Source organism: Alitiscatomonas aceti, from assembly GCF_025567195.1.
Lineage (GTDB): Bacteria > Bacillota > Clostridia > Lachnospirales > Lachnospiraceae > Alitiscatomonas > Alitiscatomonas aceti.
In genome coordinates this window covers 16,995-30,183 of sequence record NZ_JAOQJF010000007.1, presented here as the reverse complement: position 1 = coordinate 30,183, position 13,189 = coordinate 16,995, and the positions used below count along the sequence as shown (strand labels likewise).

The 13,189-nt window shown below is 40.0% G+C and carries 7 protein-coding genes; all 7 read left to right on the top strand.

From position 1 onward, the window contains the following. The 7 genes from drmD to OCV69_RS04855 all read left to right on the top strand — a co-directional run bounded on the left by drmD (window position 1) and on the right by OCV69_RS04855 (window position 13,146). Entirely contained in the window at window positions 1-2,622 is a 2,622-nt protein-coding gene (gene drmD, locus OCV69_RS04885; protein ID WP_158358171.1) for a DISARM system SNF2-like helicase DrmD, read from the top strand. Window positions 2,623-2,641: 19 nt separating this feature from the next. Beyond that, window positions 2,642-4,321 (top strand): site-specific DNA-methyltransferase, encoded by a 1,680-nt coding sequence (locus OCV69_RS04880; RefSeq protein ID WP_158358173.1) that lies wholly within the window; start codon window positions 2,642-2,644, stop codon window positions 4,319-4,321. Next, complete coding sequence (locus tag OCV69_RS04875) at window positions 4,322-6,979, top strand: DEAD/DEAH box helicase (RefSeq protein WP_158358175.1); 2,658 nt, start codon at window positions 4,322-4,324, stop codon at window positions 6,977-6,979. A 3-nt stretch (window positions 6,980-6,982) separates the two neighbouring features. Beyond that, window positions 6,983-10,312 (top strand): DISARM system helicase DrmA, encoded by a 3,330-nt coding sequence (drmA, locus tag OCV69_RS04870; RefSeq protein WP_158358177.1) that lies wholly within the window; start codon window positions 6,983-6,985, stop codon window positions 10,310-10,312. Between the two features lies 1 nt (window position 10,313). After that, on the top strand, window positions 10,314-12,071 hold the full coding sequence (gene drmB, locus OCV69_RS04865) for a DUF1998 domain-containing protein (protein ID WP_158358179.1): 1,758 nt from the start codon (window positions 10,314-10,316) through the stop codon (window positions 12,069-12,071). Continuing rightward, complete coding sequence (locus OCV69_RS04860) at window positions 12,053-12,712, top strand: phospholipase D-like domain-containing protein (protein WP_158358181.1); 660 nt, start codon at window positions 12,053-12,055, stop codon at window positions 12,710-12,712. The genes drmB and OCV69_RS04860 overlap by 19 nt, the downstream gene beginning before the upstream one ends. Before the next feature lie 95 nt (window positions 12,713-12,807). Further along, entirely contained in the window at window positions 12,808-13,146 is a 339-nt protein-coding gene (locus OCV69_RS04855) for a hypothetical protein (protein ID WP_158358183.1), read from the top strand. The last annotated feature ends 43 nt before the right edge of the window (window positions 13,147-13,189 follow it).

The window sequence follows — 13,189 nt, the reverse complement described above, 5'->3', positions numbered from 1 at the left end:
ATGGGAGGAAATTTGCTTTTAGAACAATATGGAAGATTCAAAAAAGCAGAATTGGAGGAGTCTCCGTTTCGATGTTTGTTGAACGCGAACATTGAGATCAACCCTCACCAGATCAATGCATTTTGCGCTGCAATTCAAGCTTTAAAAACAGGAGGTATTGTCCTTGCTGATGAAGTTGGCCTCGGAAAAACCATAGAAGCGGGTCTTACACTTAAGTATGTTTTGGATTCAGGAGCAAAACATGTTTTGATTGCACTTCCAGCAACCCTTCGTAAACAGTGGGAAGTTGAACTCGAAGAGAAATTCAATCTCCAGGCATCAATCTTAGATCGTCTTACCGTGGAGAGCAATTTGAGTTTTTGGAAGGCTTGTTTGGAAAATAGAGATGAGGTTAGGATTGTTATTACTTCCTATGACTATTCATCAAAACTGATGCAACGATTTTCTAATGTTAAGTGGGATTTTATTATCATTGATGAGGCTCATAACCTACGCAATGTATTTCACGGAACGAAACGAGCAAAACGACTGTATGAGCTTTCTAAAGGCATTCCCAAAATATTGCTTACAGCTACGCCGTTGCAAAATTCTCTTTCGGATCTTCATGGGCTGATTTCCTTTATTGATCCTCGGATTTTTGGAAGCGAGAAGGTCTTTAACAAAAGATTTATTGAGGGACAAGATTATACAGAATTAAAAAGAGAACTGATACCGGTTCTATATCGAACACTTCGACGGGATGTTGGAAAATATATGGATTTCAAAAAGAGGGAATGTAGAACGATTGACTTCGTTCTTTCGCCCGACGAAGTTGAACTGTATATGAGGGTAAATAACTTTCTAAAAAAAGATGTACTGTACTCAATCCCTAATGCGAATAAAGGTCTTATTGTATTGGTTATCCGCAAGTTACTTGCATCATCGAGCTATGCTCTGATTGAAACTTTTGAGGTATTGAAGAATAGACTTCAAAAGTTATATGAGGGTACAAAGTCAGCTAACGCCCAAGATGGGTTCGATCTATTCTGGAATTTTGTTGAGGACGAAATTGATGAATCCGGTTTTGAGGAAATAGATGACGAGGATACTCTCTTCCAGAAACAACAGATCCAGGCGGAAATAGACGAGGTTGATGCAATCATCGAGACAGCAAGCCGTATTCAAAGCAACGCAAAGGTTAAAGCTTTAAAAACTGCAATTCATACGGCTTTTGAATATCAAGAAAAGCAGAATATTCCGCAAAAGGTTGTTGTATTTACGGAATCAAAGCGAACTCAAAAATACATTGCCTCTGAATTGCGTAAAGACGGATTCGAGGAAGATGATATTCTGTTGTTTAATGGCGACTTTAATGATGCTATGACAAAAGAAATATACCGTGCATGGCAGGTTAAGAATTTTGGCAAGACAAACTATGGCCGTAGTGTTGAATATAAGCATGCCATTGTCGATTACTTCAAGGAACACTCCAAAATTCTCATCGTAACAGATGCCGGTTCGGAAGGTTTGAACTTACAGTTTTGTAATACTGTTATTAACTACGATCTCCCCTGGAACCCGCAGAAAATTGAGCAGAGGATTGGCCGTTGCCATCGTTACGGGCAGAAATATGATGTTGTTGCTATCAACCTTTTAAACACAGGCAACGAAGCAGATCGCCGGGTTTATGAAATTCTATCCAAGAAGTTTGAACTATTTGATGGCGTATTTGGAGCTTCCGATATTGCTCTTGGTGCATTGGAATCGGGAACAAGTTTTGAAAAAACAATTCTTGAAATTTATCAGAATTGTGGAACAAGGGCGGAATTCAAAAAAGCATTTGACAGATTGGATAGACAGCTTGACGCAAAACGCAACAAGAAAGCTGTTCAACTCCGTTCTATTTTGATGACAGAAAGCGATGCAGCGAAGGGTGCCGCTTTGGAAAAGACAAAAAACGATATTGATCAGTATTTGCAACAAGTCGATTTTTGGACTCAAGTAGCAGAACCGGATGTCGAAGGTAATCTGAACTACTGGAAAATCGATAACTGGGGTGAAAGAACCTTCGGTTCACACGGGACATTGTTTGTTGGTGCATTTTGTAATTCTAACAATGAGATGCTTTTCCCTGTTCTTCTTCTCTGTGATGAACAAGGTCGGTATATTGATTTTACGGAAAACGATATTGTTCAGGCACTTGAAAATGTGAATGATGATGATGTCAGATATTTCAAACCTACTGATGAAGAGTTGGCTTCATACAGGAATATTTATGACACACTGGTTCAAGAAATGTTATCTAAGTATCAGGCATCATCTAAGCCGGTGATGGACTATAACAAACGCAAGGTGGAAAACTGGGCTGATATTCAAAGAGAACAGTTGAACATCCAGATCGCGGAGATGAATGCAGAAATTGATGAGTTGTCTGCTGAGGCGACTGCCGCAAAGGATTTTTTGGAGAAGGTTGATATTCGCAAAAAAGTTGATGAAAAGAAAAAACAACTTCAGAAGGTTCAAACATCATTCCATCAGAAAGTCTCTTCCATCCAAGAAGAGGCCGAAAGAGAAATTGCTGAGTTTAACCAGCAATTTGACATACAGCCGATTTTGCTTGTTAATGTCGTGCTAAAGTTCTAACAGATAAGGAGACACAGGAATGGAACATAAGGGAAAACTGGAATTAACTTGGACGGATAAGTCCAAGGAGTGCAATTTGGAACCTCGTATTTTAATGGAAATCAAAGACAAGTCAATGGGTACAAGCGACGGTAATATGCTTATTCATGGAGATAATTTGCTGGCTTTAAAAGCACTTGAACAAGCTTTTGCAGGAACAGTGAAATGTATTTATATTGATCCCCCATATAATACGGGGACCGCATTTGAACATTATGATGATGGAGTAGAACACTCTAAGTGGTTGAGCATGATGAATGAAAGGCTTAAGTGTTTGAGGACATTATTGAAAGATGATGGTACTATTTTTGTTCAAATTGATGACAATGAGCAGGCTTATTTAAGAGTGCTATGTGATGAAATTTTTGGACGAAGAAATTTCTTGAATATGGTTTCTGTAAATGCAAAAGTTAGCGCAGGTGCATCAGGCGGTGGTGAAGACAAAAAATTAAAGAAGAATATCGAGTATATACTGATATACTGCAAAAATATGGATGCTTTTCCGGGCTTTAAACCAATATACAAACGAACGGAATTGATGAAATACATCGAAAATATGAAAGAAGCTGGAAAAAGCTATAAATATACTTCAGTTTTGTATAGATGCGAAGGATTTGAGTTCTACAAAACCATTAAGGATGGTGCAGGAGACGATATTACTATATATAAGGTCAATGACTATGAAATAAAAAGCGTTAAACAAGTAGCGCAATTAGAAGGTATCACAGAGGCAGAAGTGTATAGTAAATACTTTGAAAGGATAATGACAACCACGAATGCACAAACCTCTATCAGAACGAGAATTTGGGATGCTACTGACAGCGAAAACAATATGTATAAAGCAGTATATGTTCCCAAGACTGGAAAAAATAAAGGCAAAGAGACTGAACTGCTGTTGATGGGAAAGCAAAAAGTATTAGTTATTTGGTTGAAAGATACGGCTGAATGGATAAAAAAGAAAATATATAAGAAAGAGAGAGTGGGAACTTATTGGGATGGATTCAGTTGGATTAATGTTACAAAAGAAGGTTCAGTCTTGTTTCCTAATGGAAAAAAACCGGAAAGTCTTTTGAAACAAGTGATTGAAATGGCAACTGATGAAGGCGATTTGGTTTTAGACAGTTTTTTGGGTTCGGGAACAACTGCCGCTACTGCTCATAAGTTAGGTCGCAAATGGATTGGAATTGAAATGGGTGAACAAGCATATACTCATTGCAAAGTGAGATTGGATAATGTAATTGAAGGCGAGCAAGGAGGAATATCTAAAGAAGTTGAATGGAAAGGCGGAGGCGGATATAAATTTTATGAACTTGCGCCAAGCCTGCTAATTAAGAACGAGCGCTTGCCGATTTACCAGATTAACCCGGAGTACACCTTTGATATGTTATGTGAAGCTATTTGCAAGATTGAGGGCTTCAAATACAAGCCGGATGGTGTATATCACGGATATTCGTCTGAAAACCGTTTCATCCACATCACGAAAGAATTTGTGAACGGTGAGTATATTCGCTCTATTGCAACGACCCTCGGAGAGAATCAGTCGCTGTTGATATATAGTACAAAGGTGCAGTCTGATTTGAGATTGCCGGATAACATTGAAGTTAAGCGTATTCCGAAAGATTTACTGGACAAGTGTACATTTGAAAGTGAGGTGCGATAAATGGCTGATATTGTAACAAAAATAGGATACGCCATGAGTCTGCGTAAACCCCAGCAGGAAGCGCTTTCCTATCTTGATGTAATCAGTACTCACTGCGATTATAAGAAGGACAGCAAGACAGCGATTGAAGCTGTAGCAACGGAATATTGTGAGAAGCATCGGAAAATAAGGGTTGATGATAAATTTGATTTCCCATCTTTCTGCTATGCCATGGCAACGGGTATTGGAAAGACTCGTCTGATGGGTGCTTGCATGTATTACCTCTATAAGACCAAGGGGTATCGTCATTTCTTTATTTTGGCACCCGGAAATACGATCTATGAAAAACTGAGGAAAGAGTCGAACCCCAATCACCCTAAGTATATTTTCAAGGGATTAGAGGCAGAAATGGGGAGACCCAAGGTTTATGACGGCGAGAATTATGATTCATATCCAGTTAGATATGAGCAGATGAGTCTTCAGTTTGAAAAAAGCTCTGAGATTGAGCTGTTCATCTTTAATATCGGGAAGATATTTAATAGTAAAACGGACTCCCAGTTTAATTTCCATAAATTCAAGGAAACCCTTGGGATGTCCTTTGCTGAAGTACTGTCCAGCTTTGATGACTTGGTAATCTGTATGGATGAAGCACACCGTTACTATGCGCCCGCTTCCATGAAGGCAATAAACTTTTTGAAGCCGGTGCTTGGCTTGGAATTTACTGCAACACCAAAGTCAGCCAATAATGTAATCTATGCTTATGATCTTGCCAGAGGCGCAGTAGAGGGTTATCTGAAAACGCCTGTTGTGATGGGAAGATCCAACATGGCGGGTTATAGTTCCGAGGACATCGAGGAGATGAAAATTCGTGATGGTTTGACGCTTCATGAACATCGTAAAGGTGTCATTCGACAGTTCTGCGGTGATAATGCACTACCGTATGTAAAACCCATCGTTTTGATTGCTTGCCGTGACACAAACCATGCTAAAGAAGTTAGGGCATTGATTGATAGTGATAGCTTCTTGGGCGGTAAATATAAAGGGAAAGTTATTGAGATTCATTCCAATATGAAGGGTGATGAATCAGAGGAAAATATTCGACTGCTGCTTTCGATTGAAAACGCACAAAATCCTGTTGAGATTGTCCTGCATGTCTATAAGTTGAAAGAAGGTTGGGACGTTAACAACCTTTTTACCATTATTCCTTTAAATGCAGCAAAGAGTGACATCTTAGCGATGCAAACTATCGGAAGAGGACTTCGTCTGCCATTTGGGCGTGCTACGGGTAATGAGGATATAGATACCCTTGACATTGTTGCTCATGATCATTACCGAGAGTTGGTTGATGAAATTAAAAACAGTGACATTTTTAAATATCGTGACTTGGATAAAACAGTGGTCGAGCCTTCGGATACCGTAGATATTAACAGTCCTGTTGATGATGGTCAGCTGAGTATTTTCGATTTTGCTGTAACCGATGCAGGTGTAAAATCCTTCGCAGAAATCAACACCAACACTCAAACACAGAAGGAACTGTATGCGGCTTATCTGAAGGCATTTGGAGCTACAAAGAAGAAAGAATCAGATTCTTACGGAAATGAACAGATGACATTGGATCAGCTTTTCGATGTGGAGACTGGTGAACCTGATAAAAAGAATGACGAAACATCGGAGACACTGGAAACAACCTCAACTATCAGCAAAGGAAAGAAGCCCCTTTCAAAGGATGAGTTTGTTCAGAAAATTAAAGAGTACTCTGGTAAAGCAATCTCTGTTCCGAAAATCTTGGTTCAGACGACATCTGAAGTGAAATTCAAGCGGTTTGTAGTCAAGAGAACAATACCGGATTTTGAGGTTGCTATGGCAAAAATCGAAAGATTTGATGCTATAAATCAGCAACTTCTGACTGCTGTTGACGCGCAGATTCTGGAAGTTGATGATGCTCTGAATACACTGGCTTGTATGCTTCTTGACTCTATTAGCGAACTGTCCTATGAAGATGCGGATTTTATCATTGATGTGGTAGAGCAGTATCTTGCTCAAATTGAAGGCGATGAAGAGGATAAACGGAAAATCGTTCGTCGTTATGCCTCTTTGATTGTATCGGATATTAGAAAACAGATTTTTGAACACACAGAACGGAAGACGGAGGACATTCATATTGTTCAGAAGGACTTGATTCTGTTCCGCAAGTTTGTCAAGAATGTTAAAAAGGATGGTCGTGTTCGTTTTGACAAGCCGTTTACCGATAAGTCGAACATCAAGAAATATTTGTTCACAGGGTACAAAAAAGCCTACTACACAGAAAATGCTTTTGACAGTGATACTGAACGCTTGTTTTCTATCATTCTTGAAGAAGATCCAGATGTAATCCGCTGGATTAAACCGCCGTTGAATCAGTTGGGACTTTTCTGGCAAGCTGGTCAACAGTACAATCCTGACTTCTTAGTAGAAACAACGAGCGGTAAATTTATGGTAGAGGTAAAGGCTTCTAACGAAGTGACGGCAGATGATGTGGTTGCGAAAGCTCGCGAAGGAATCAAATGGTGCCACTTTGCGTCTACGGCTGATCCGGACCACAAAGTGTGGGAGTATCGTTTGATTTCTGATGACAACATTAAACTTGGTAACACCTGCAAGTACACTTTGGGTACAGCTCATAGGGTCGAGGAGGGATAAAAAATGCCTGATAGATTTAAGTATTCAGAAGTGCGGCAAAAGATTATCAATGCACTCAGAACTGATTTGATGGGGCCGCAATCCGAGAATGAAATATTGGACGAAAACCCCAAAAGCTCATATATCATCGGAATGCTTGCTTCTCAGACCGAAGAAAAAGAAGCTTCCACTGCTGGAGAGCAAGAGGTGGATTCTGATATCGCTTATGGGGATTCTGAGGATTATACCGCCGGCGAGGATGATGATAATGAACCCATAATGACCACCAGCTTCAAGTTGCCAACTTCAATCGGCATAAGCTTCTATATTGCTTCCTCTACGAAAACAATCAATATTGATGTAAAATGGGGCGACTATGTTCGTTCGGTTGAGAAGCGAGTTGGAAAAGATGGCAAAGAGTATAACCATGCCAGTTATACCCGACAGCCAATGTCATCCACAATCGTTGTCGATTTCGATTCGTTTGAAAAAAATACCGAATTACGCCTTCAGGAAGATTCAAATGTCATCGTCCATATTTCCAGAATTCCTTTGAAAACGGGATATTCCTTGGTAACAGCTTATGTTATGAATAGACGGAAAAACTCCGAAAACGAAGTTGAATCAATGATGTTCCAAGTTGAACTTAAGGCATACTCGGAAAATGAAGATAGAGTATTCTTTGCAGAGAATATTTGCCGTGATGTACTTGCAGAAGATGAGTTCTATTTTGAACAGCGTCCCATTTTAGGCCGTGGCAGGAATTGTGCTGCGATATGGGATGATGCGGTAGAAGGCAGAACCTTTTGGGTAAAATCGGATTTTATCCCGGAATATGAGTTTCCTGGCGTAAGTGCTGCTTTGAAGGGGTTTGATAAGTTCTTTTTCTCAATGCGGTTCATGTCCAATACCAAAAACAAGGCGGGTATCTTTGAGCGATTAAATGTCTTGGCTGATTCTTATGGAAAATGGATTCATGAAAAACTAATTTCGGATGATAAAATGTCCAATGCTGATTTTAAAGAAAAAATTGGCGATAAGGTAATTTCCCATTGTAGCGAAGCGTTGAATAGAATCCGTGAAGGTATCGAATTGATTGCAAATGATGAAGTCGCTTTTGATGCATTTTGCTTTATGAACCGCTCCATGTTACTTCAGCGAAATATCATGAGCTATTCTAAAAAGCATGGCGCTGGCATAGAGTGCAACTTTAGAGATTTCGTAGACCCAAGAAAGCCTGATACAGATTTTGGATGGAGACCATTCCAGATTGCTTTCATACTGATGAATTTGAGTGGAATTGTTAATCCAGAGCATAAGGATCGGGATGTAGTCGATTTGCTGTATTTCCCGACTGGCGGCGGTAAAACTGAGGCATATTTGGGTTTGATGGCGTTTGTGATTGCTAATCGAAGATTGCGTGCTTCTGATGCATCTGAGTACAACGCTGATGGTGGAGTTACCGCAATGCTCCGTTATACGTTACGCCTTTTGACAACACAGCAGAGAGATCGAATAACGAAAATGGTTGTTGCTGCTGAACTTATTCGTCAAAAAACATATCCTAAGTATGGAAAAGAACCTATTAGTATTGGTTTCTGGGTAGGTGGAGGTGTCACACCTAACAAATTTGATGAATTAGTAGAAAAAGCTGATAAGCCGGGCGAAGCAAGAAGAAAACGAAATCTGCTTTACAAGCAGCTGTTGACTTGCCCATTTTGCGGAAAACCTCTTACGGAAGATGAGTTTTATATTGATCCTGATAGAAAATCTGTTGCTATTTATTGTGCAGATAGAAATTGTATGTTTTATAAGTACAAACAGGATCGTATTCGGATTCCAGTGTATCTTGTTGATGAGGAAATTTATGCGAAATGTCCGACAATTATTTTGTCTACTGTTGATAAATTTGCCCGCCTTCCTTGGGATGTTAAGACAAATGCGTTGTTTGGAAGAGTTGATAGGGTTTGCAGCCGTGATGGGTATGTTGCCATTGGTGAAGAGCATAAACGACACAACAGGACGCAAGAGCTTCCCGCTTCAACATTAACTCCGATTCGACCGTTTCTTCCACCTGAGCTAATCATTCAAGATGAGCTTCATTTGATCACGGGGCCTCTTGGAACGGTTTATGGTGCATACGAAACCATTATTGAGGATATGTGTACTTATGGCGATAAGAGGATTAAGCCGAAGTATGTGGTTTCAACTGCCACCATTAAAAACGCATCGGAGCAGACAAGATGCCTTTATGCACGACAATCAACTGCACAGTTTCCTCCTAACGGGTTTGAAATTGGTGACAGTTTCTTCATCAATGAAATATCCACTAAAGATGATCCTTTCCGAAAGTATGTTGGAGTCTGCGCACCAGGTCAATCCGTAAAGACGACACTGTTAAGAATGTATGCAATCATTCTTCAGACTTCTTATCAACTTGCTCAGCAGGATGAATACAAGAATGTGATTGACCCGTATTATTCTTTGGTGGGATATTACAACAGTATTCGAGAACTTGGCGGTGCAGTACGCTTGTTACAAGACGACATTCCGAAACGAATCTATCGAATTAAAACGAAATACAATATGGATAAGGTTCGTTATCTAAACAAGAAGGTGGAGATAACTTCCAGAATGTCTTCTTACGAGATTCCGAATAAATTAAGACAGTTGGAGGCTACTTGTGATTCAAAGGATTGTCTTGATACAGCCGTTGCAACCAATATGATAGCGGTCGGTATGGATGTTGACCGCCTTGGGCTAATGGTTGTAACCGGACAGCCAAAGCAAAATTCTGAATATATTCAAGCAACAAGCCGAATTGGTCGTGCTTTCCCAGGACTTGTTTTTACGCTTTATAACCCATATCGTCCACGCGACTTATCACATTATGAGAATTTTACGGGTTATCATTCGCAGCTATATAGGTTTGTTGAAGGTACAACAGCAACTCCGTTCTCTGCGCGAGCAAGAGACCGTGTAATGCACGCTCTTATAATTTCTGCGATTCGGTTAAAATATCCAGAAATGGCATCTAATGAAAGAGCAGCTGATATTGCAGCTCTTTCTGATATACAAATGTCCGAGATAAAGGCTTTAATCCTTGACCGGCTTAATATAGTTAAACCAGAAGTAAGACTGGATGCGGAGAATGAAATTGACCAGTTTATTGATTGGTGGAAGATGCTGGCCGCACAAGGCAAGCCTTTACGGTACTATGTTTATGGAACTGATAAATATAACCGCCTTATGAATTATTATGGACAGTCATGTAAGGATACTGAGAAGGCTACACTAAGCTCTATGCGTGAAGTGGAAAACGCGGCAAATATGTTCTATTACACGGAGGAGTAAGATGGCAGGATACGATAACAATAAATTGGGCGAACTGCGCCCCAACCAAATTATTACAACATTCGGCCCAGGTGCGATTGTTGATGCTGTCAAGGATTCGGTAACGGTACTTGATATTAACTATTGGAAAGAAAAGGGTAAGAAAATTATTGACGGAAGGTTGGCTTCCTATCTTGGCGTTGATTGCTTTTATATGCCTCGTACTTCATATTCTGGAGATGTGCCGGTGATTTCTTTTCCTACCATTCATGTGTGTTCAAATTTGAAGTGTGGTCGTCTTTTCGATGCACGGGATAATTTTGACCTAGAAAGGTATTTGAGATTCGGCGTTACTTGCCCGGAGTGCCACAAACCTGCATACCCGTCTCGATTTATTACTATATGCGAAAATGGACACATGGATGATTTCCCATGGAGTTGGTGGGTTCATCGTGGTATGACCAACTGCAAGGGAAAGCTAAAAATGTACTCGACAGGAAATACTTCAACGCTTGCGGATATGTGGATTGAGTGTGAACTGTGTGGTGCTAAAAGAAGTATGAGTGGAGCTACGCAAGAAGATAACTTTAGCGAATTGCGCTGTTCAGGGCATCATCCTTTCCGTCCGAGGTCAAGAAATGAAAGATGCGATAAAAAGGTTATTCCATCACAGAGAGGTGCATCTAATGTCTATTTTTCTGTAAGTAGGAGTGCTATTTCTATTCCGCCGTGGGTTAATCCTTTATACAATTTAATCGATGAACATCTTCATGATATTGAACTTTTGAAAGATGTAATGGGAGATGATGGCGTAACTGCCGCATATAACAAGTATTTTGCTGACAATTATACGCGCACGGAGTTTGATGAAGCCTTAACTCGTAGATTGAGTAATATTACAGAGTTCAAAGAAATTAAGCAGATGGAATATGATGCTATCACTCATCATAATGATCCTGCTTATGCTTCTAATAAAAAACACTTCAAAGCAGAGGAGGACAGCTTGCCAGCATATCTGAAGCCTTATTTTAGTAGGGTTATCAGAATAACTCGCCTTCGTGAAGTGAAAGTATTGCTTGGCTTTACTCGCGTAGATGCGCCTGATCCGGATGCAGATGTCCAGGCTAATATTGTTTATCTTAATAAAGGAAAGAATGAAAAATGGTTGCCGGCGGCTGAGGTCAATGGCGAAGGTGTTTTCATCGAGTTTAATAAGGAAACATTAGAGAAGTGGCTTGCTATTCCGTCAGTAAAGGCACTTTCACGGAGATACGAAGAGTGCTATGAGGAGTTCTGCAATGCCAAAGGCTGGACATTAAATGTAAAGAGAAATGCAACCTATGTTTTAATGCACACTTTCGCACATTTGTTAATTAAGCAAATGTCGATGACATCTGGATATTCATCTTCGGCAATACGAGAAAGAATTTACTTTAGTGAAAAAATGACCGGCATTCTCCTGTATACAGGTAGTGCAGACAAGGAAGGGTCATTGGGAGGTTTGGTGGAACTTGGTAACATTGGTAAATTGGTTCCTTTGATGAAAGATGCATTTCAAGAGGCGCTTCTCTGTACCAATGATCCGGAATGTATGAGCAACGCTCCGGCTGGAAATAACCTTAACGGAGCAGCCTGCCATTCCTGTTGTATGATATCCGAAACAGCTTGTGAAAATGGAAACCGTATGCTTGATCGTGGCTTGGTAGTCCCTATTGCATGTCGCGAACGAGAGTCGTATTTCAGGGAGTTGGTGTGCGAATTATGTCAACTGGAAATGTGAATTTAGATATTTTACTTGGACAAATTGAAGCGGATAGAATCGGGAATACAAAACAATCCATCGCACAAATAATGAACCGATACCCTTCGTTGTCACAGGAACAGGCAGAAGAGATCTATCAATTAGTTACGGCGGCTTCTGCCGAAGAAAAAGCTATAACCGCTACATTAGTAGCTACAGCACCTCCGTCTTTTTCTGTTAGAGCAAAATCCACTAAGAATACCGTTGAAGGGATGATCCGAGGGGCAAAACGATATGTTTTGATTACAGGATATTCATTGTCTGGATACTTTGCGGATCTTGTTGATGTTCTTATTGAGAAAAGCCAAAAGGGTATTTATGTAAAATTTTTTGTGAATAATATTGAGAACCAAAAAGGATTTGACAAACTTTGTCGGTATAAAGGAAGATTTTTACATATATACAATTTTGCAGGAAGTAAGGATTCTATGGCTGCTTTACACGCAAAGGTAATTTCAGTTGATGAGCAACAAACACTGATTACATCTGCAAATTTATCCTATCACGGACAAGAAGGAAATATTGAGCTTGGTACACTGGTAGATTCAAAGAAAATTGCTAGACAAGTTGACGATGTTTTCACACATCTTATTTTCAATAAAATAGTGCAGGAAATCTAATGCGATAATGCAGATATATCGGAATAACATAAAAACAGCATTTGATGAATCCACTGTTTAATATCTGTAGTGAATTTTTAATAGAGAGGATTATTATGGCTGATACTCGAAAGAAAGCCTCTATGTCACAGGTGCTGGCAGATATAAAGCCTTATATAACGAAAAAGTTCATGGCGGCACCGTGTATTAAAGAGCAAGACATTCAGGCTATCTGTCAAATCCTCCTGCCCAGATACAAGAATGTGCAGCTCATGCAGGGAATGGCCAACAACAAGCCGGATTTCAGAATTCAGGTTAAAAGTTTGTTCGGGACAGAAGAGAAACGGTTTGAAGTGGTTGGTGGTGATAAAAAAAGACCAGCAACCAAGAAGAAATCTGACCTGGGCTGGATTGATCGGCTGGAAGAGATTGATGCTGCGCTGGATGATTTCTGATATCAATGCAGTGCGGAGAGTTATCTGAGGCAAAACTTTGTGC

Excerpts from the sequence above, each read along its gene's own strand:
- drmD (WP_158358171.1), top strand. The coding sequence starts at position 1 with ATGGGAGGAAATTTGCTTTTAGAACAATATGGAAGATTCAAAAAAGCA.
- OCV69_RS04880 (WP_158358173.1), top strand. The coding sequence starts at position 2,642 with ATGGAACATAAGGGAAAACTGGAATTAACTTGGACGGATAAGTCCAAG.
- OCV69_RS04875 (WP_158358175.1), top strand. The coding sequence starts at position 4,322 with ATGGCTGATATTGTAACAAAAATAGGATACGCCATGAGTCTGCGTAAA.
- drmA (WP_158358177.1), top strand. The coding sequence starts at position 6,983 with ATGCCTGATAGATTTAAGTATTCAGAAGTGCGGCAAAAGATTATCAAT.
- drmB (WP_158358179.1), top strand. The coding sequence starts at position 10,314 with ATGGCAGGATACGATAACAATAAATTGGGCGAACTGCGCCCCAACCAA.
- OCV69_RS04860 (WP_158358181.1), top strand. The coding sequence starts at position 12,053 with ATGTCAACTGGAAATGTGAATTTAGATATTTTACTTGGACAAATTGAA.
- OCV69_RS04855 (WP_158358183.1), top strand. The coding sequence starts at position 12,808 with ATGGCTGATACTCGAAAGAAAGCCTCTATGTCACAGGTGCTGGCAGAT.